General features: G+C 65.0%; 18 protein-coding genes. 14 read left to right on the top strand and 4 right to left on the bottom strand.

Annotated elements, in window-relative coordinates:
- Positions 1-152 precede the first annotated feature (152 nt).
- Positions 153-1,991: a nitric oxide reductase activation protein NorD gene (locus BW992_RS19200; protein WP_072398791.1), complete on the top strand. Its 1,839-nt coding sequence runs from the start codon at positions 153-155 to the stop codon at positions 1,989-1,991.
- A 4-nt stretch (positions 1,992-1,995) separates the two neighbouring features.
- Here the strand turns inward: BW992_RS19200 and BW992_RS19205 are convergent, their stop codons facing one another.
- Positions 1,996-2,196: a protein DnrP gene (locus tag BW992_RS19205; protein ID WP_072398790.1), complete on the bottom strand. Its 201-nt coding sequence runs from the start codon at positions 2,194-2,196 to the stop codon at positions 1,996-1,998.
- Positions 2,193-2,876: a Crp/Fnr family transcriptional regulator gene (locus BW992_RS19210; protein WP_076406924.1), complete on the bottom strand. Its 684-nt coding sequence runs from the start codon at positions 2,874-2,876 to the stop codon at positions 2,193-2,195. The genes BW992_RS19205 and BW992_RS19210 overlap by 4 nt, the downstream gene beginning before the upstream one ends.
- A gap of 583 nt (positions 2,877-3,459) precedes the next feature.
- Between BW992_RS19210 and BW992_RS19215 the strand changes: the two genes are divergently transcribed.
- Together BW992_RS19215 and BW992_RS19220 are read left to right on the top strand one after the other, a co-directional pair.
- Complete coding sequence (locus tag BW992_RS19215; protein WP_072432087.1) at positions 3,460-4,650, top strand: NnrS family protein; 1,191 nt, start codon at positions 3,460-3,462, stop codon at positions 4,648-4,650.
- A 22-nt stretch (positions 4,651-4,672) separates the two neighbouring features.
- Positions 4,673-5,113: a hypothetical protein gene (locus tag BW992_RS19220; protein ID WP_076406925.1), complete on the top strand. Its 441-nt coding sequence runs from the start codon at positions 4,673-4,675 to the stop codon at positions 5,111-5,113.
- A 108-nt stretch (positions 5,114-5,221) separates the two neighbouring features.
- Here BW992_RS19220 and ytfE read toward each other — a convergent pair whose 3' ends face one another.
- Positions 5,222-5,896: an iron-sulfur cluster repair protein YtfE gene (gene ytfE / locus BW992_RS19225; RefSeq protein WP_072432085.1), complete on the bottom strand. Its 675-nt coding sequence runs from the start codon at positions 5,894-5,896 to the stop codon at positions 5,222-5,224.
- 159 nt (positions 5,897-6,055) lie between these two features.
- On the opposite strand from ytfE, the gene norR reads away from it, so the two are divergent.
- From norR to BW992_RS19265, 8 genes are all read left to right on the top strand, one after another.
- The gene (gene norR, locus BW992_RS19230; protein ID WP_076406926.1) at positions 6,056-7,588 is read left to right on the top strand and encodes a nitric oxide reductase transcriptional regulator NorR; all 1,533 of its coding nucleotides are present in this window, start codon (positions 6,056-6,058) and stop codon (positions 7,586-7,588) included.
- 123 nt (positions 7,589-7,711) lie between these two features.
- Positions 7,712-8,359, top strand: a complete 648-nt coding sequence (pdxH, locus tag BW992_RS19235; RefSeq protein WP_072398784.1) for a pyridoxamine 5'-phosphate oxidase — start codon at positions 7,712-7,714, stop codon at positions 8,357-8,359.
- 91 nt (positions 8,360-8,450) lie between these two features.
- A complete protein-coding gene (moaB, locus tag BW992_RS19240; RefSeq protein ID WP_072398783.1) occupies positions 8,451-9,005 on the top strand; it encodes a molybdenum cofactor biosynthesis protein B in 555 nt (184 codons plus the stop codon).
- On the top strand, positions 8,987-10,249 hold the full coding sequence (locus BW992_RS19245) for a molybdopterin molybdotransferase MoeA (protein ID WP_231991067.1): 1,263 nt from the start codon (positions 8,987-8,989) through the stop codon (positions 10,247-10,249). The genes moaB and BW992_RS19245 overlap by 19 nt, the downstream gene beginning before the upstream one ends.
- Positions 10,250-10,331: 82 nt before the next feature.
- Positions 10,332-11,327: a ubiquinone anaerobic biosynthesis protein UbiU gene (ubiU, locus tag BW992_RS19250; RefSeq protein ID WP_072398781.1), complete on the top strand. Its 996-nt coding sequence runs from the start codon at positions 10,332-10,334 to the stop codon at positions 11,325-11,327.
- A 10-nt stretch (positions 11,328-11,337) separates the two neighbouring features.
- Positions 11,338-12,228 carry a U32 family peptidase gene (locus BW992_RS19255; RefSeq protein WP_072398780.1) on the top strand — a complete coding sequence of 297 codons (891 nt, stop codon included), beginning with the start codon at positions 11,338-11,340 and terminating at the stop codon, positions 12,226-12,228.
- On the top strand, positions 12,222-12,692 hold the full coding sequence (ubiT, locus tag BW992_RS19260; protein WP_072398779.1) for a ubiquinone anaerobic biosynthesis accessory factor UbiT: 471 nt from the start codon (positions 12,222-12,224) through the stop codon (positions 12,690-12,692). Before BW992_RS19255 ends, ubiT begins: the two co-directional genes overlap by 7 nt.
- Positions 12,692-13,081 (top strand): putative zinc-binding protein, encoded by a 390-nt coding sequence (locus BW992_RS19265; RefSeq protein ID WP_072432083.1) that lies wholly within the window; start codon positions 12,692-12,694, stop codon positions 13,079-13,081. The genes ubiT and BW992_RS19265 overlap by 1 nt, the downstream gene beginning before the upstream one ends.
- Positions 13,082-13,251: 170 nt before the next feature.
- Here BW992_RS19265 and BW992_RS19270 read toward each other — a convergent pair whose 3' ends face one another.
- A complete protein-coding gene (locus tag BW992_RS19270; protein WP_072432082.1) occupies positions 13,252-13,929 on the bottom strand; it encodes a Crp/Fnr family transcriptional regulator in 678 nt (225 codons plus the stop codon).
- A gap of 315 nt (positions 13,930-14,244) precedes the next feature.
- On the opposite strand from BW992_RS19270, the gene BW992_RS27600 reads away from it, so the two are divergent.
- From BW992_RS27600 to BW992_RS19285, 3 genes are read left to right on the top strand one after another with little or no spacing between them, the layout of a single operon-like run.
- Positions 14,245-14,847: a transposase gene (locus BW992_RS27600; RefSeq protein WP_072398776.1), complete on the top strand. Its 603-nt coding sequence runs from the start codon at positions 14,245-14,247 to the stop codon at positions 14,845-14,847.
- 26 nt (positions 14,848-14,873) lie between these two features.
- Positions 14,874-16,478, top strand: a complete 1,605-nt coding sequence (locus tag BW992_RS19280; protein ID WP_072432081.1) for a ShlB/FhaC/HecB family hemolysin secretion/activation protein — start codon at positions 14,874-14,876, stop codon at positions 16,476-16,478.
- A gap of 17 nt (positions 16,479-16,495) precedes the next feature.
- Positions 16,496-18,301: a DUF2341 domain-containing protein gene (locus tag BW992_RS19285; RefSeq protein ID WP_072432080.1), complete on the top strand. Its 1,806-nt coding sequence runs from the start codon at positions 16,496-16,498 to the stop codon at positions 18,299-18,301.
- Positions 18,302-18,306: the final 5 nt, after the last annotated feature.

Genomic DNA, 18,306 nt, shown 5'->3' on the forward strand with positions numbered 1-18,306 from the left:
TTTGTGGCAAGGGGATTCATCCCCGCTGGGCTGCGAAGCAGCTCCAAAAGGTCTGCTACTGCGGTGTATCAGACCGGATGCAGGGGCCGATTCACGCCCCAGCGGGATGAATCCCCTCGCCACAATGGGTTCGGCTTAAGAGGAGAATAACCATGGCATTCACCCTGGAGCTGGAAGAATGGGTCGGCAGTGTCTGGCACCGTTTCATCACCCGTCGCGCCAGTGTGGATTTTCCCGAAGCACGGGTGGAATTGAATGCGCGACTACGCGCCCTTCAAGTGCTGTTTCACGCCACGGGCGGTTCTCGCCAGTTGGGTGTGGAGGCGGTCAGCGACCGTGATCTGCTGCTACGTCGCAACCTGTTGCAGCAGATCGCCGGCACCTGCAAGCGAGTACCCCTGGCTTGCTGCGACGGCAATAACCTGCGTCTGCCGGCGAGCCTGGCGGCGTTTCCCGATGTCGGCCTGAACGAAGAGCTGTATCGCTGGCTCGCGTTGCTGGCCGCGCAGTCGGGGCCGATGAGGCACTGGGGGCGGGACAACCAGCGCTGGACCCAGGCGGTATTGCAGCGCTACCCGGTGCTGCGTCCTCGCTACCGGCGGTTGGTGGAAACGCACTTGGCGCTGCGCCCCGATCCGGCCACACTCGACCCGGCTGAAGCGGCCCTGGAGCGCGCGTTGTGCCAGGCCCTGCGCGAGCCCGGCAGTGTCGAGCATTTCCCGCGCAGCGAACGGGCAGCCTGGCCGCTTCCGCTCTGGTTATATCCGCCCCGGCATCTGGCCAATCCCCAAGGCGCCGATCTCGAAGAGTCCGATCAGTACCTGGCGACACCGCCGGGTGAACAGCAGGGTGGACGCAAGCGCGCCGAACGCATCGACGAAACCAGTCGTGACGGCGGCCTACTCATCGTGCGCCTGGAAAACCTGTTCAGTTGGACCGAGCACGTGGACCTGGATCGCTGGTCGGACGACAGCGAGGATCCGCACGCCGCCCGGGTGGCCGAAGACCTCGATCAACTGACCCTGTCGCGCACGCGGTTGCGCAAGGGCGGTGGCTTGAAACTGCATCTGGACCTGCCGCCAGCCGACGCGGATGACATGCCGCTGGGCGAAGGCATCCTGTTGCCGGAATGGGACTACCGCAAACAGCGCCTCCAGGATGATTTCGTCAGCTTGCAGACGTTTGCTCCTCGCGACTGCGAACCCCAACCGTTGCCAGCACGTCTGCGTTCCCCGGCCCAGCGGTTGCGCCGCCAGTTCGAGCATCTGCGCAACGACCGGCAGTGGTTGCGCCAGCAAACCCAGGGTTCGGAACTGGATCTGCAGGCCTGGCTGGATTTTCACGTCGAGCGCCGGCAAGGACCGTGCAGCGAGCGTGGCCTGTTCATGGAGCAACGCCAGACCCGCCGCGACCTGGCCTGCCTGCTGCTGGCCGACCTGTCGATGTCCACCGATGCCCATCTCAACGATGAGCACCGGGTGATCGATGTGATCCGCGACAGCCTGCTGCTGTTCGCCGAAACGCTGTCGGTGCTGGGGGACGACTTTGCCTTGTATGGCTTTTCATCCCTGCGTCGCCAGCAGGTGCGGATGTATGAGCTCAAGACATTCCACCAGCACTACGATGACCAGGCCCGCGGCCGTATCCAGGGCCTCAAGCCCGGTTATTACACGCGCATGGGCGCCGCTATCCGGCAGGCCACGCAACGCCTGGCAGGCTGCAAGCGGCGGCGCAGGCTGTTGCTGCTGCTCAGTGACGGCAAGCCCAATGACCTGGACCTGTATGAGGGCCGCTACGGTGTGGAGGATACTCGCCAGGCCGTGCTGGAAGCCCGCCGCCAGGGGGTGACGCCGTTCTGCATCACCATCGATCGCGAGGCGGGGGATTATCTGCCGTACATGTTCGGGGCCAACGGCTACACCTTGATTCGCCAGCCCGAGCAACTGCCGCTACGCCTTCCGCAGCTGTACCGGCAATTGACCCAGGATTGAGGTGTCAGGCGATGTCGCGAGGCAACCAGAAGAACATCGCCACGCACAATACCGCCAGCCCTACGCAGAACCAGGTGAAACGGCGCACCCGCCGTGCCCCAGCCAGTGCCGCCTCGGCCGGCAGGGGCATGCCGCACTGGCGGCATTGGGTTTCACTGGCAGGGTTGGCCTGTTGGCAATACAGGCAGATGGGGCGTGGGCTCATTCGAATTGCTCCAGGCGCAGGCGATCGAGGATTGCGATCTGGCGACCGTCCTGGGTGATGATCTTTTCATCGATCAAGCGCCGGATGATTCGCGAAAACGTTTCCGGCTGGATGGACAGGTGGCCGGCGATCAACTGCTTGGCCATCGGCAACTCGAACTGGCTGTCCACGGTTTGCAGGCGTACCAGCTGCGTCAGCAGGTAGCGAACCACGCGGTGGGTGGCGTTCTTCAGCGACAGGGTCTCGATTTCGTTGACCCGTTGATGCAGGCGCACGCACAGCTTGCCGAGCAGGGCGAAGGTCAGCCGGCTGTTGCTTTGCAGCAGGCGCATATAGGTGGCATTGGACAGGCGATACAGCTGGGTCGGGCCGACCGCATCGGCGGAGGCGACATAGTTGGGGGTGTCCATCAGCATCATGGCCTCGGCGAAGGTCTGGCGTTCGCTGATGACCTCGAAGACTTTCTCCTGGCCGTCGGGGGTGAGCCGGTAGATCTTCACCGCCCCGGCAATCACGAAGTAGAACGCCTGCGCCGGTTCGCCCTGGCGGAACAGCGGATCACCCTTGTCGATGTTCAGCAGTTGACTGGTACTCATCAATTCGTCGAGCTGTTCTTCGTTCAGGGGCTCGAACAGATGATGGCTGCGCAAGATCTGGTGATGGACACGGTGGAGCACCATGGCGTGGATCCTTGTGATGGAAAATGAAGGTTCGGGTCAGAGCAGGCTCAGGGACAGACCGCTGGCCAGGGCCACGATGCAGGACAGCACGACGAACCAGGCAAGCGGCAAAGCGACATGTTTCATGGGGCACCCCAGGGCAGAAGACTATGCCGTCCCTGAGCAAGAGGCGGGCCAGGGGGCCGAGCGTGGTTCCCTGGGGCTTTGTCGTCGATGAGGGTAAAAATTACCCTGATGCATCAGGGTAAAAACAACCCTGAACGGGTAATAACTACCTTTCCTGCTACAGTTTTTTCGGACGATGGACAGGCTTTCCATCGCCGCGTGGCTGTCGGTTCCGTGTCCGACACGCCTCGCAGCCCCGGCCAGCCCCGCTCCCGCAGGGTTGCGCCGGGTCCGCCTGGGCAGGGCCTGGGGAGCGTGGTCGTGTCCGGCAAGCCCCTTGCAAGTGAGGGTCGAAGGCGCAGCGTCGCCGACGGGCTGGCTTGATCTGAGACAAGGCCGGTCTGCGGCGATAGCCGATCATTCGAACCCTGATTTGTCGTACCTCCCTGGCGAGCCAGATGAGGCAAAGGAGTGGTGTATGCAAGTGCTCGACCGTCGCAAGGCCATGGCCATCCTGCCGTTGTGGCGCCTGGCGTTCCGGCCGTTTTTCCTGGCCGGCTGCGTGCTCGCCCTTGTGGCGATACCGTTGTGGCTGTCGGTGTTCACAGGGCACCTGTCGGCCTGGCAGCCGGCGGGCGGCTGGTTGGCCTGGCACCGTCATGAGCTGCTGTTCGGCTTCGGCCTGGCGATCATCGCCGGGTTCCTGCTGACGGCGGTACAGACCTGGACGGGGACGCCGGGGCTCAGCGGCAGGCGCCTGGCGGCCCTGGCGATGGTTTGGCTGGGGGCGCGTCTGGCCTGGCTGGGCGCGGCACCCTGGCCGTTGCTGCTGGTGTTGGAGCTGGGATTCGCCGTGGCGGTGGCGGCCTTGATGGGCAGCATGCTGTGGCGCGTGCGGCAGAAGCGCAATTACCCGGTCGTGCTGGTGTTGCTGTTGCTGGCCGCGGCCGATGGGTTATCCATCTATGGCCTGGCCCGGCATGACGACGCTCTGCAGCGCCAGAGCGTGCTCACTGGCCTGTGGCTGGTGGCGGCGATGATGGGGCTGATCGGCGGGCGAGTCATTCCGTTCTTCACCCAGCGAGGCCTCGGCCGGGTAGAGGGCGTTGCCCCCTGGCCGTGGCTCGACTGGCTGCTGCTGGCGGGGTCGGCATGGGTGGCGCTGCTGTACGCGTTCGGCACGGCGCTGACCGTCAACCCCGTGTGTGGCCTGCTGTTCGCCGGGCTGGCGGTCGGGCACGGAATTCGTCTGGTGCGTTGGCATGATCGGGACCTGTGGCGGGTCCCGCTGCTGTGGTCGCTGCACCTGGCCTATGCCTGGCTGGTGCTGGCTTGCCTGGGCATGGCGCTCTGGCATTTCGGCGTGCCGCTGAATCCGAGCCTGGCGGTGCACAGCCTGAGCATCGGCGCCATGGCCGGGCTGATCCTGGCGATGATCGCACGGGTCAGCCTGGGCCATACCGGGCGACCGCTCGAGCCGCCGTCGGGCATGACCCTGGCGTTCATCCTGCTCAACCTCGCCGGCCTGAGCCGCGTGTTGCTGGTGATGGTGTTTCCGTTGGCCGCCCTTTGGCTGGCGGGACTCTGCTGGACGCTGGCGTTCGGGCTCTATGCCTGGCGCTACGGTCCGATGCTGTTGCAGGCCCGGGTGGACGGGCATCCGGGATGAGTCCTGCGGACGGAGGCGAACGATGATGTATGGGGTCTTGCTGGTCATGCACCTGTTGGCGGCCATCGCCTTCATCGGCACCTTGTTTTTCGAGGTGTGCATCTGGCACGCGGCCCGCCGGCCTCTGGCCGAAGGTGCACGGGAGGCTGCCGAGCAGGCCATCGCCCGACGCTCGCGCCATGTGCTGCATGGTGTGGTGCTGTTGCTGTATGGCGCCGGTATCGGCCTGGCCTGGCAGCATCGTGGCGCATTGAGCCAGCCCTTGAGCAACAGCTTCGGCCTGCTGCTGAGCCTGAAGATCCTGTTGGCTTCGAGCATCATCGGACACTATCTGTTGCTGGCCTACTGGTTGACCCGTGGTCGGCTGAGCCCGTCGCGAGGCTGCTGGCTGCGGCGCAGTATCCTGGCACACATGGTGTTGATCGTGGTGTTGGCCAAGGCGATGTTCTATTGGCAGTTTTGAGCAGGGAGGTGAAGGCCAACACTGGATCCAGGAGGGGCCGAACAGGTTGAACGACATCAACCCCCTGCTGGAGCTCGCTTGCACAAGGGGCAATGCGCTGTTTGAGGGTCAGCGAGTCGGCTGCATCGCATTGACGAACAGCACGTTGTTCTCCAGGTGAATGTGCTGCATCAGGTCGTCCCGCAGCTCCACGAGCCCGCGGTACAGGGCGCGCCAGGTATTGCAGGCATCGGCTGGCGGGGTGATCTGGTCGGTGAGGTCCAGCATGATTTCCAGGGCTTCGCCGTGCTGGTCGTGTTCGTAGCGCAGCACCTGGATCGGCGCCGAGGCCCGATCACCGAGTCCGCCTTGCAGCATCGGGAACAGCACCTGTTCCTCCTTGAGCATGTGGCCTTCGAGTTCCTGATACAGGTCCTGCAGGTGGTCGGCCAGGCCGTTGGGGCACGTGGCGCGGGCGCCATGCACCTGTTCCACACGGCGAGCCAGGCGGATCAGTTCCGGCAACTGTTCGCGGTGGCGGGCATGATAGCGTTCCAGGATGTGGGCGATCAGGCGCTCCTGGGGTTCGTCGCGCCAATCATGGCCCGGCTCCCCGGCGGCCTGCAGCGTGCTGAGGGCGTCGGCGATCAGGAGCGGGTTCAGGCCCTTGACCAGGGCCGCTTCGCGCAAGGTCTTCTGTCCGCCGCAGCAGAAGTCGAGGTTGTAATGGTGAAAGGTGCGGGTGGCACCGGGAATGTCACAGGCCAGTTGGCCAAGGCTTCGTTCCAGCAGGTCGAGGTTCATCATGTTTCCTTGGGTTGAATCCCGGGAGGGACAGATGACCGGACGTTGCAGTCCGTGTGCCAGATTCAAGTTACTGAAAGGCAAAGGAAAATTTTTACAGGGGGTGATTATCACCCTGTTTGCAAGGGGTCAAACGAACCCTGGAGGGTACTCATTACCATGCTGCGTGAAAGCCTGGCCGCCGACCTGATCGTCGAGCTGCCCAATGCCGTGCGGTTGCAGCGTCTGGTGCAGACCCTGCGCGAATATTTCAACAGCGGTGCCGTGGCGCTGTTGCGCCTGGACGACGACAGCCTCCGGCCCGTAGCGACCGTGGGCCTGGTCCATGAGGCGCTGGGCCGCCGATTCGTGATTGCCCAGCATCCTCGGTTGGCGGCCATCATGGCGTCGCGCGAGCCCACCTGGTTCGAACCCGACAGTCGCTTGCCGGATCCTTATGACGGCCTGCTCGATCATCATGTGGGCGAGCCGTTGCCGGTGCACGATTGCATGGGTGTGAGCCTGTACGTGGAAGGGCGCCTCTGGGGTGCGATCACCCTGGATGCACCGCACGCCGGCACCTTCGACAGCCGGGCCCGGGAGGAGCTCAAGCGGTGCACCCTGCAAATCGAAGCGGCGGTACGGGTCACCCGGCTCGAACAGGAGAACCGCAGCCTGCGGGCTTCGCGCAGCGACCCCTCGGACCTGCGCCTGCCGGCCGAAGAGGGCGAAATCATCGGCCGCAGCGAAGGGCTGCAGCAGTTGCTCAACGAGCTGGACGTGCTGGCCGATTCCGAACTGCCGGTGCTGTTGCTGGGAGAGACTGGGGTGGGCAAGGAGCTGTTCGCCCGACGTCTGCACCGACTGTCCCGGCGCGGCCGCAAGCCGCTGGTGCAGGTCAACTGCGCGGCGCTGCCGGAGTCCCTGGCGGAGAGCGAGCTGTTCGGCCACGTCAAGGGCGCGTTCTCCGGCGCCACGACCGATCGTGCCGGCCGCTTCGACGCGGCCAATGGCGGCACGCTGTTCCTCGATGAGGTGGGTGAGCTGCCGTTGAGCGTACAGGCCAAATTGCTGCGCACCTTGCAGAACGGCGAGATCCAGCGCCTGGGCGCCGACAAGCCGCTGCACGTCGATGTGCGCATCATCGCCGCCACCAACCGGCATCTGCCCGACAGCATCCGCGACGGGCTGTTTCGCGCCGATCTGTACCACCGGCTTTCGGTCTACCCGGTACCGATCCCGCCCCTGCGCGAGCGCGGCCACGACGTGTTGATGCTGGCCGGGCACTTCCTCGAACTGAACCGCACACGGCTGGGCCTGCGCGGCCTGCGCCTGTCACCGGCCGCCGAGCAGGCGCTGCTGGCGTATACCTGGCCTGGCAACGTGCGTGAGCTGGAACACGTGATCAGCCGCGCGGCATTGAAGGAACTGAGCCGGGGCGCCAACCGCAGCCTGATCATGACCCTGGAACCCCAGGTGCTGGACCTGGATGTCAGCGCCAGCGTCGGCCCCGCGCAAGCCCGGCCGGATTCGCCCGCGCAGACGGACGACGCACCGTTGCTGCCCTTGAATGAAACCGTCGACGCTTGCCAGCGGCAGGCGATTCTCAAGGCCCTGGAGCGCTGCGGGCAGAACTGGGCCGGCGCGGCGCGGTTGCTGGAGGTCGATCCCAGCAACCTGCACAAACTGGCGCGGCGGTTGGGACTCAAATAGCGTTCACCGGGATCGTTGCATTCAACGCGAGCAGGTAGACCGCGCGCCGGCATTGACAACGATCAAGGCTTCCCCAGGCCACAAAATCCACACTGGGCCAAATCCAGAGTGGAACTCATTGCCATGCCCCTATCCCTGGCCGATATGCGCCGCCAATACACCCGCGATGGCCTCGACGAAGCCCAGGCACCGGACGAGCCGCTGGCCCTGTTCGAACGCTGGATACAACAGGCCCGCGACACCGAAAGCCCGCCGGTGGAAGCCAACAGCATGATCCTGGCAACGGTCGACCCGCAGGGGCGGCCCCATGCCCGGGTGCTGTTGCTCAAGGGCTTCGACAAGGATGGCTTTGTGTTCTTCGGCAACTATGACAGCGCCAAGGGGCGGGACCTGGCGGTCAACCCCTGGGCCGCCATGACCTTCTTCTGGCCGGGCCTGGAGCGGCAGGTACGCGTCGAAGGGCAGGTCCACAGGCTCGACCCGGTGCTGTCGGACGAATATTTCCACTCCCGCCCCATGGCCAGTCGCATCGGCGCCTGGGCGTCGCCGCAAAGCGCTCCATTGGAGGGGCGCTTTGCGCTGGAGGCCTCGCTGGCACAAGTCCGAGAGCGTTTTTCGGACCAACCGGTGCCGCGTCCCGAGCACTGGGGTGGCTACTGCCTGTGCCCCGAGCGACTGGAGTTCTGGCAGGGCCGCGCAGACCGTTTGCATGATCGTCTCGATTACCGTCTGCGAGCGGGCATCTGGCAACGCAGCCGCCTCGCACCCTGAATGCCGGGGGAGGTACCTCCAACGAGGAATAGGCCCGGCGAGGATTGCAGTTCAGGCTGGGCCATCTTTTCTCAAAGGACGGCTGATCCCAATGGCCCATCTGACGCAACGCCACTTTCAACCCTTGAACATCGCGGTGCTGACCATCAGCGATACCCGCAGCCTCGACACCGATACGTCCGGCCAGACCCTCGTCGATCTGCTGCACGCGGCAGGGCACGTGCTGGTCGACCGAGGGCTGGTGAAGGACGACATCTACCAGATCCGTGCCCGTGTCTCGCAATGGATCGCCGCGCCTGATGTGCAAGTGGTGCTGATGACAGGCGGCACCGGTTTCACGCCAAGGGACAACACGCCCCAAGCGGTACTGCCCTTGCTGGACAGGTTGGTGGACGGCTTCGGTGAGCTGTTTCGCCAGGTGTCGCTGGCGCAGATCGGCATGTCCAGCCTGCAGTCCCGGGCGTTGGCCGGCATGAGCAACGGTGTGCTGGTGTGCTGCCTGCCTGGCTCGCCGGGCGCCTGTCGGACCGGCTGGGAACAGATCCTGGTGGGGCAGTTGGACAGCCGCACCGGCCCCTGCAATTTCACGCCTCACCTCAAGCCCCAGGAAGGGAGTGCCCCGACGGCTTGCGAGACACGCTCGTGAGCGGCGGGGGATGCGCCCACGCCTGTGACAGCGGCGTGCTGGTGCCAGTGGACGAGGCGATCCGTCATCTGCTCGACCAGGCCCCGCCGCCACCGGCCATGCAACAGGTTGCCCTGGGCCAGGCGTTGGGCCGGGTGCTGGCCCGCGACGTCATCTGCCCCATGAACCTGCCGGCCTGGGACAACAGCGCCATGGACGGCTACGCCCTGAGGGCCGCTGACTTGCCCGATGGCGGTGGCTATCTGGCGCTGGCCGGGCGAATCGCCGCCGGCGATGAGCCGGGAATGCCATTGAGGGAAGGGCAGGCGGTGCGGATTTTCACCGGTGCGCCGCTGCCGCCCGGCGCTGACACGGTGGTGCCCCAGGAAAGCTGTCGGGTCGAGGAGGCGCGCGTCTGGTTGCCCTCGGTCAGGCGCGGCGATCACGTTCGCAAGGAGGGCGAAGAGCTGCGCCAGGGCGAACGCCTGTTCACCGCCGGCACGCGCCTGCGTGCCCAGGAACTGGGGCTGCTGGCCGGCGCCGGGATCGCTCATGTGCAGGCCTATCGCCCCTTGCGGGTGGGCCTGCTCAGCAGCGGCGACGAGTTGCGAGAGCCGGGGGAGGCATTGGCGCCCGGCCAGATCTACAACAGCAACCGCCACAGCCTCGCGGCGCTGCTGAGAGGCTGGGGTGTCGAGGTGCATGATTTTGGCGTGATGCCTGATCGGTTGCAGGCCAGCCGGCAGGCCCTGGGCCTGGCCGCTGGCGAATGTGACCTGCTGCTGACTTCGGGAGGGGTGTCGGTGGGCGAGGAGGACCACCTCAAGCAAGCTATCGAAGCCCTGGGCAACATCGACCTCTGGCGCCTGGCGATCCAGCCGGGCAAGCCCCTGGCGTTCGGCGACGTGATGGGCAAGCCCTGGATCGGGTTGCCGGGCAATCCGTCGGCGGCACTGGTGACGGCGTTGATCGTGGTGCGTCCATTCCTGTTCCGGGCCCAGGGCCTGGCCGAGGTGCTGCCCGTCCCGTTGCAGTTGCCAGCCGGTTTTGACTGGCAGCATCGCAACAGGCGCCGGCAATACCTGCGCGCCAGGCTGGTCCCTGACGCCAACGGCCACCTGAGCGTGGTGCTGCATCCGCAGCAGGGCTCGGCCATGCTCGCCGCCGCCTGCTGGGCCGACGGACTGGCGGTGGTGGAACGCGATGCCCTGGTGCATCAGCACGACCGGGTGATGTACCTGCCGTTCGCCGCGCTGATGCATTGACGGCAATTGATTGCCGTCAAGGTGCTCGTCCGGGGGCTGGCTAGACTGGGCGACGCTGTCAGTTCTTCCATGAGGATGCCCCATGCAACTGGTTTGCCCGGCAGGTAACCTGCCTGCCCTCAAAGCGGCGGTGCGCCAAGGCGCCGATGCCGTCTATGTCGGCTTTCGCGATGACACCAACGCCCGGCATTTCGCCGGGCTGAACATGGACGACAAGCAATTCGATGCCGCTGTCGCGCATATCCGCCAGCACCAGCGCAAGCTGTACGTGGCGGTCAATACCTACCCTCAGCCCAAGGGGTGGGAGCGCTGGCAGCGGGCGGTGGATCGGGCCGCCGATTTCGGTGTGGACGCCCTGATCGCGGCCGACCCCGGCGTGCTGGGCTACGCCAGCGCGCGCCATCCACAGTTGGCGCTGCACCTGTCCGTACAGGGTTCGGCGACTCACGCCGCGGCCCTGGCTTTCTACGCCCAGCGCTATGACATTCGCCGTGCCGTGCTGCCGCGGGTGCTATCCCTGGCCCAGGTGCGGCAGGTGGCGGCGAGCAGCCCGGTGCCCATCGAGGTCTTCGGTTTCGGCAGCCTGTGCATCATGGCCGAGGGTCGCTGCCATCTGTCCTCCTACATCACCGGCGAATCGCCGAACCTGTGCGGCGTCTGCTCGCCCGCCAAGGCGGTGCGCTGGAGCGAAGATGCCCAAGGCTTGAGCGCCCGCCTGAGTGAAGTCCTGATCGACCGCTACACCCCTGAGGAACCGGCCGGCTATCCGACCCTGTGCAAGGGCCGTTTCCTGGTGGGGGGCAAGCGCTTCCACGCCCTGGAAGAGCCCACCAGCCTGGATACCCTGGACTTGCTGCCGGAACTGGCGGCGGTCGGCGTCGAAGCCGTGAAGATCGAAGGTCGCCAGCGCAGCCCGGCCTACGTCGAACAGGTGACCCGGGTCTGGCGCGCCGCGCTGGATGCACACCAAAGCGCGCCGCAACGGTTCAGGGTTCGTGAAGAATGGCGCCAGGTGCTGGCAGGCTTGTCGGAAGGCAGCCAGACCACCCTGGGCGCCTACCACCGATCATGGCAATGAGGGAGGCCCGATGAAACTCAGCCTGGGACCGGTCCTGTTCTACTGGGACAAAACGCAACTTGGAAACTTCTATGCCGAGATGTCGGCGTTGCCGCTGGATGTGATCTACCTGGGGGAAACCGTCTGTTCGAAACGCCGGGCCTTCTCCCTGGATCAATGGCTGGGCCTGGGCCGTGAGCTGCAGGGATGCAGCCAGGCGCAGATCGTGTTGTCGAGCCTGACACTGATCGAGGCGGCGTCGGAGCTTTCCACCTTGCGTCGGCTGTGCGACAACGGCCAACTGCTGGTGGAAGCCAACGACATGGGGGCGGTGCAGTTTCTGGCCGAGCGCAAGCTGCCGTTCGTGGGCGGCCCGGCGCTGAACCTGTACAACGGTCACGCCCTGGCGCAACTGCTCGACAGCGGCATGCTCCGTTGGGTACCCCCGGTGGAGTGCTCTGCCGCGCTGATCGCCGATGTGCTGGAGCAAGTGCGGGAACTGGACCGTGAGCTGCCTGAGGTCGAGATCTTTTCCTATGGGCATCTGCCCTTGGCCTATTCGGCCCGCTGCTTCACCGCGAGAGCGGAAAACCGGCCCAAGGACGACTGCCAGTTCTGCTGCATCAACTATCCCGACGGCCTGGCCCTGAGCAGCCAGGAGGGGCAGTCGCTGTTCACCCTCAATGGCATCCAGACGATGTCTGGGGAGCCCACCAACCTGTTGGCCGATTACAACGCACTGATGGCCTGTGGCGCGGATGTGCTGCGCCTGAGTCCACGGGCCCAGGGCATGGCCGACGTGGTCCGGGCCTTCGACAGGGTTCGCCAGGGCGAGGCGCCGCCGCTGTTCGTGGAAGGCTGCAACGGTTACTGGCACGGCCAGGCCGGCATGTTGAAAGTAGAGGAGGCGGGACTGTGCTGAATCCGAAGAAGTGGTTGCTCAAGGGTGCCGACCGACTGCTGCCGCTGATGGGCAGGGTTCCCTTCGTGGTGCAGCGCCTGGCATTGCAGCAGGCCCTCAATCGCTGCCTGGCCGAGCCGCTGCGCGACGGCGGGTTCGATGTGCTGCGGGGGCGCTGGTTGTGCCTGCGGATTCCCGACCTGAAGTTGTGCTGGTACCTGACCTTGGGTCGCGATGGGTTGTGCATCGCCGAGCGGGCGCAAGCCCAGGTCACCATCAGCGGCAACTGGCGCGAGTTCCTGTTGCTGGCCAGCCGCCAGGAAGACCCCGACACCCTGTTCTTCCGCCGGCGACTGGTGATCGAGGGTGACACCGAACTGGGGCTGGCAGTGAAGAACCTGATCGACAGCCTCGATCCGGAGGTATTGCCGCCGTGGTTGTGGCGCAATCTGGAGCGGGCGGGCAAGGGCTTGGCGACCGTGTAATGAAGCCTTCGAGCGCGTTGCCCCTGGTGTATTCCTGCTCCGGTTGCTCCAACGTTGCGCAACTGGCAAACAACGTGGCCCTGCGCCTGGACCGCGCTGGTCTGGCCGAGATGTCCTGCATCGTCGGGGTCGGCGGGCATGTGGTGCCGCTAGTCAACAAGGCTCGCTCGGGGCGGCGGATCATTGCCTTGGATGGCTGCCCGTTGCAATGCGTCCAGGCGTGCTTGCAGCAGCACGACCTGGAAGCGGATGTGCACGTGATCCTGAGTCAGTTGGGCTGGCGCAAGCGTTTCGGGGTCGAGTGCTCGCAAGAAGAGGGCGATGCGTTGTTCGAACGGTTGATACCGATGATTGGTGTTGATGATATCGATGGGCCGAGCGGCGAGTAAAAGGCCCATACACCCCCTGCGGCGAGAGGATTTATCCCCGCTGGGCTGCGAAGCAGCCCCAAAGCCTGAGCCTGCGGTGTATCAGGCGGTTGAGGGGGGCGCTGCGCCCCCAGTGGGGATAAATCCTCTCGCCACAGGGGGATGGGATGCCTTGCGTAGAGGATTCGCAGCTATTGCTGGTAATCCGCCAGCGCTTCCTCGGCCAGGATTCGAATGTTGCGTCGCTCCATGGCGATCAGCCCGGCGTCCACCAGGCGATGAAGAATGCGCGAAAAGGTCTCCGGCTGGATCCCCAGCTTGGAGGCCACCAGACGCTTGGATACCTGGAGCACCAGACGACCATCGCGTGGGTCGCGTTCCTGCAAGAGGAAATTGATGACCCGCCGGCTGGCGCTGGCCAGGGTCAGGTTGTCGATGTCCCTGAGGCGCTGATGCAGGTGCACGCTCATGCTCGCCAGGATCGCCAGGCAGACCTTGGGCTGGTCTTCCAGGGCCTTGCGGTAATGGGTGCCCTCGATACTCACCAGCACACTGTCCTTGAGCGCCGACGCGCTCACCGGGTAGCAGCGGGCCTGGCTGAACAGCAGGGCTTCGGCGAAGGTCTGGCCTGGCTGGATGATCTCCACCAGGTTTTCCTGGCCTTCGCCGGTGACCCGGAACAGCTTGACCTGGCCGCTGACCAGCAGGAAAAACCGCTTGGCCGGGTCGCCCTGGTGCATGAGCGTGCTGTTGCAGGCCAGGCGCTTGAGCACCGCCAGGCCGCACACCTCCTCGAAGACACGCTCCGGCAGCTGGCTGAACAGGTGATGACGGCGCAACAGTAGGACGATGGAAGGGTGGGTCAACATGGCGTACCTCCGCGTACCGCCATGGTAGGGCCGGTAGCCTCTTCGGCCTATGCCTCGGCAGGCCTACCTCCGAAGAGGGAGACATCCTCCCGGTACCCATATCGGGTGTGTTGCCGTCATCGCCGACAGGCCCGCTTGCTTGCCCCGATCCGTCCCGCCCGGGATTTTCCGGGATCGAAAAAACGACATGAAGCTTTCATGACAAAAGTTCGGTAGCACATCGCCATTCCCGTCATGCCTGTGTGACGTGTTCGAGAGGGCCTTCGAGGCCTTTCGGAGCCGGGGCGCGAAGCCGGGAGCGAGGCGATGGGAACTATGGAACGTTATTCGAAAGTGGGCATGCAGGAGCTCGACCAGCGGCTGTCGAAAATCGTCGAGGCGGCGCGCAAGCAACCGGTCTCGGTGTATCGCTATGGCGCGCCGTGGGTCTGGATCGTTTCCCAGGATGACTGGCAGGGCGCACTCAAGGAAGTGTCCAGCTACATCCCGCAGGGCCATTCGCTGGTCCTGCTGCGACCACAGATCGACGATCTGCTGGACGAGCATCGTGACGTACTGCAAGGCCTCAACGCCGATGCCGGGATGCGGATCGCACCCCAGACCGCCATGCACATTCTCTTGCTGCAACTGCTCTATTCGGTGCCCAGCGAGCGGCAACTCTACGAGCAACTCAATTACAACCTGCTGTTCCGCTGGTTCGTCGGCCTGGACCTGAACCAGAAGGTCTGGAACTTCAACGTCTTGAGCAAGGACCTCGCCACGCTGCTGGACGATGCGCGAGCGGTGCGGCTCATCCAGAAAATCATCGGTGAAGTGTTCTGTGGCGCCTTGCTGCAAATGCCGGAGTTCTCCTTGAACTTCGCGTTGCTGCACACCTGGCTGGCCCGGCACGCCACGACATCGACAGCCAGCAATTGAGCGGTACTTTGAATTCAGGGGGTGGTGTGGAGCATTTCTTCAAGTCACGGCCGGCGCTGTGGGGCTGGCTGTTGCTGGCCGTCGGCGGGCCATCGGCCTTCGCTGCGCAGGAAGGATCCCAGGCTGAGGCGACGCCGGCCCGCCTGGTGGACGTGAACGAGTATTTCGTGCGCGGCAACACAGTGCTCGATGCCCGGTCCATCGAGGAAGCGGTGTACCCGTTTCTCGGTCCGCAAAAGACCTTGAGCGATATCGAAGGCGCCCGGGAGGCCCTGCAGAAGGTGTATCAGGCCCGCGGCTATCAGTCGGTGTTCGTCGAACTGCCGGAGCAGAAAGTGGAAGACGGCATCGTCTACCTGCAAGTCAGCGAGACCAAGGTCGGCCGGGTGCGGGTGGTGGGGGCCAGGCACTACTCCCCGGTGGAAATCCGCGAAGACGTCCCGGCTCTCAAGGAAGGTGAAGTGCCGGATTTCGCCAGGGTCCAGGCACAGCTGGCGCAGTTGAACAAGACCCCGGGGCGCCAGGTGATGCCCCTGGTCCGCGAAGGCCAGCGGCCCGGCACCATGGATGTGGATCTGCAGGTGGAGGACCAGGATCCCTGGCAGGCCAGCCTTGGCCTGAACAACGACTACAGCGCCGACACCGAAAAACTGCGGACAGTCGCCAGCCTGGGCTACAACAACCTCTGGCAGCTGGGCCACAGCGTTTCGCTGACTTTCTTCACCGCGCCCCAGGACACCGACAACGCCAAGGTCTGGTCGGGGTCCTACACCGCGCCGTTGGACGAGCGCTGGAGCGTGCAGTTCTCCGGCTACCAATCCGACAGCAACGTGGCCACCGTCGGCGGCAGCAACGTGCTGGGCAAGGGGCATTCCTACGGGGTCTCGGCGATCTACAGCCTGCCGTCCAGCGCGGCCTGGGCCAATACCTTTTCCATCGCAGTGGATTTCAAGGATTTCGACGAGGAGTTGAGCCTGGGGGGCGCCAGCGACAAGGCACCGCTCAAATACGCGCCATTCACCTTCGCCTACAACGGGCTTCGCTACACCGAAAGCAGCCAGTTGGGTCTTGGCCTGAGCCTGGTGGCGGGCACACGCAGCCTGCTGGGCTACGGCAGTTCCGACGAAGACTTCGATTACAAGCGCTATCGAGCCAGTCCCAGCTTCGCGGTGCTCAAGGGCGACGGCAACTACACCTTCACCTTCGCCGGCGATTGGCAGAGCGCCTCCAAGGCCGCTTTCCAGCTGGCCTCCGGGCCGCTGGTTTCCAACGAGCAGTTCTCCGCCGGAGGCGCCACGTCGGTACGCGGTTACCTGGCAGCCGAGCGCACCGGGGATGACGGCTACCTGCTGTCCCAGGAGTTGCGTACCCCGTCCATGGCGAAGTTCCTCGGCAGCTATGTCCAGGAATGGCGCTTCTACGCCTTCGCCGAGGGGGCGCAGTTGTACCTGCGCGACGAACTGCCCGACCAGGAGGCCGACTACAGCCTGGCCAGCGTCGGCCTGGGCACCCGGGCGAGCTTGAGCAAATGGCTGTCCGGCAGCCTCGACTGGGGCTTTGCGCTGCTCGACGGACCGAACACCACGAAACAGGAATCACGCCTGCACTTCAACCTGCAAGCGACGTTTTGAACCCAGGAGTCATGTCCATGCAACGCATACTGTTATCCCTGCTGATCTGCCTGGGGCTGGTGCTTCCGGCGACGGCCAACGCCTGGTGGCAGGACGATTGGCACTACCGCAAACAGATTTCGGTGGACACCACGCCCCAGGGCGCGGCCATCGCCCAGGCCCTGGGGCGCACCGCGCTGCTGGTGCGGCTGCACACCGGCAATTTCACCTTCGACGGCGTCAAGGAAGACGGTTCGGACCTGCGCTTCGTCAGTGCCGACGACAAGACCGTGCTCAACCACCAGATCGAGAGCTTCGACCCGTTGATGGGCATGGCGCTGATCTGGGTCGATGTGCCGAGCGTGGAGGGCGGCCAGCGCCAGGACCTGTGGATGTACTACGGCAACCAGAAGGCAGCGGCCACCGGCAGCGGCCAGTTGACCTTCGACCCGGACTACACCGCGCTGTATCACTTCGACGGCGCCACCGGCGTGCCGCCCCGGGACACCACGGCCTATGGCAACAATGCCCAGGGCGCGGTGGGTACCAGCATCGATGGCGTGGTCGGCCGGGCGCTGCAATTCAACGGCCAGCCGCTGCTGTTGCCGGCCAGCCCGTCACTGCAACACAACGCTGGCGCGGCGTTCACCTTCAGCACCTGGTTGCGCCAGGACCAGGCCAGCGGCGAACAGGTGGTCCTGGCCCGGCGCGAAGCGGCTGCCAACCTCCTGATCGGGGTGAACCAAGGGGTACCGTTCGTGGCGGTCGATGGCCTGCGCGCTGTCTCCACCCAGCCACTGAACCCAGGGCAGTGGCAGCACCTGGCAGTGACCGCGTCCGGGGATCGGATCGTGCTGTACGTCAACGGCCGTGAGACCGCGAGCCTGGCGGCGCCGATGCCGGTGTTCAATTCGCCCATCGCCCTGGGGGCCGATGTTGCCGCCGGTGCCCTGGCGCCTTTGAGCGGCGCCATGGATGAGGTCCGCCTGTCCAAGGTCGCCCGTGCGGCACCCTTGCTGCTGGCCGATGCCAATGCCCAGGGCGCCGAGTCTAAGCTGGTGGCCTATGGCGTGGATGAGGAGCAATCCGGCTTCGGTTTCGGCAGCCTGGGCTTTTTGCTCAACGCCGTGCCCCTGGACGCCTGGGTGATCATCGGGGTGCTGGTGCTGATGATGTTCCAGTCGTGGATCATCATGATCCGCAAGAACCGCATGGTCAGTCGCCTCAGCGCGGCCAACACGGCCTTTCGCGAGCAGTTCGCCCGGGTTGGCACGCGCCTGGAGATGTTCGCCGATGACCAGGAGCTCGCCCAGCGCCTGCAACATTCCTCCCTGTGGCGCCTGTACCTGGTGGCGGTGAAGGAAATCCGCACCCGCCGCGAACAGGGCGCCGATACCTCGTCGGTGTCGGCGGCCACCATCGAAGCGATCCGCTGTTCCATGGACGGCGTGCGTACCCGCGAGAACCAGGCGCTGGGTTCGAAACTCTCGACCCTGTCCAACGCCATCGCCGGCGGCCCCTACATCGGCCTGCTCGGCACCGTGCTGGGGATCATGGTGGTGTTCCTCGGCACGGCCATGGCCGGTGATGTGAATATCAATGCCATCGCCCCGGGCATGGCCGCGGCACTGCTTGCCACCGCCATGGGCCTGTTCGTCGCGATCCCCGCGCTGTTTGGCTACAACCGCCTGATCACCCGCAATAAAGAAGTCAGTGCCGACATGCGGGTGTTCGTCGATGAATTCATCACGCGCCTGGCGGAGATGCACGGGGAAGGGCAGTCCGGCGAAGCGGCCCATCGCCGGGATCACCACCACCCAAACCAAACGTCCGTACCGGCCTGAGGGAA

This window comes from Pseudomonas sp. 7SR1 (assembly GCF_900156465.1).
Classification (GTDB): domain Bacteria; phylum Pseudomonadota; class Gammaproteobacteria; order Pseudomonadales; family Pseudomonadaceae; genus Aquipseudomonas.

Coding starts and splice junctions, on each gene's coding strand:
- BW992_RS19200 (WP_072398791.1), top strand. CDS start 153: ATGGCATTCACCCTGGAGCTGGAAGAATGGGTCGGCAGTGTCTGGCAC.
- BW992_RS19205 (WP_072398790.1), bottom strand. CDS start 2,196: ATGAGCCCACGCCCCATCTGCCTGTATTGCCAACAGGCCAACCCTGCC.
- BW992_RS19210 (WP_076406924.1), bottom strand. CDS start 2,876: ATGGTGCTCCACCGTGTCCATCACCAGATCTTGCGCAGCCATCATCTG.
- BW992_RS19215 (WP_072432087.1), top strand. CDS start 3,460: ATGCAAGTGCTCGACCGTCGCAAGGCCATGGCCATCCTGCCGTTGTGG.
- BW992_RS19220 (WP_076406925.1), top strand. CDS start 4,673: ATGATGTATGGGGTCTTGCTGGTCATGCACCTGTTGGCGGCCATCGCC.
- ytfE (WP_072432085.1), bottom strand. CDS start 5,896: ATGAACCTCGACCTGCTGGAACGAAGCCTTGGCCAACTGGCCTGTGAC.
- norR (WP_076406926.1), top strand. CDS start 6,056: ATGCTGCGTGAAAGCCTGGCCGCCGACCTGATCGTCGAGCTGCCCAAT.
- pdxH (WP_072398784.1), top strand. CDS start 7,712: ATGCCCCTATCCCTGGCCGATATGCGCCGCCAATACACCCGCGATGGC.
- moaB (WP_072398783.1), top strand. CDS start 8,451: ATGGCCCATCTGACGCAACGCCACTTTCAACCCTTGAACATCGCGGTG.
- ubiU (WP_072398781.1), top strand. CDS start 10,332: ATGCAACTGGTTTGCCCGGCAGGTAACCTGCCTGCCCTCAAAGCGGCG.
- BW992_RS19255 (WP_072398780.1), top strand. CDS start 11,338: ATGAAACTCAGCCTGGGACCGGTCCTGTTCTACTGGGACAAAACGCAA.
- BW992_RS19265 (WP_072432083.1), top strand. CDS start 12,692: ATGAAGCCTTCGAGCGCGTTGCCCCTGGTGTATTCCTGCTCCGGTTGC.
- BW992_RS19270 (WP_072432082.1), bottom strand. CDS start 13,929: ATGTTGACCCACCCTTCCATCGTCCTACTGTTGCGCCGTCATCACCTG.
- BW992_RS27600 (WP_072398776.1), top strand. CDS start 14,245: ATGGAACGTTATTCGAAAGTGGGCATGCAGGAGCTCGACCAGCGGCTG.
- BW992_RS19285 (WP_072432080.1), top strand. CDS start 16,496: ATGCAACGCATACTGTTATCCCTGCTGATCTGCCTGGGGCTGGTGCTT.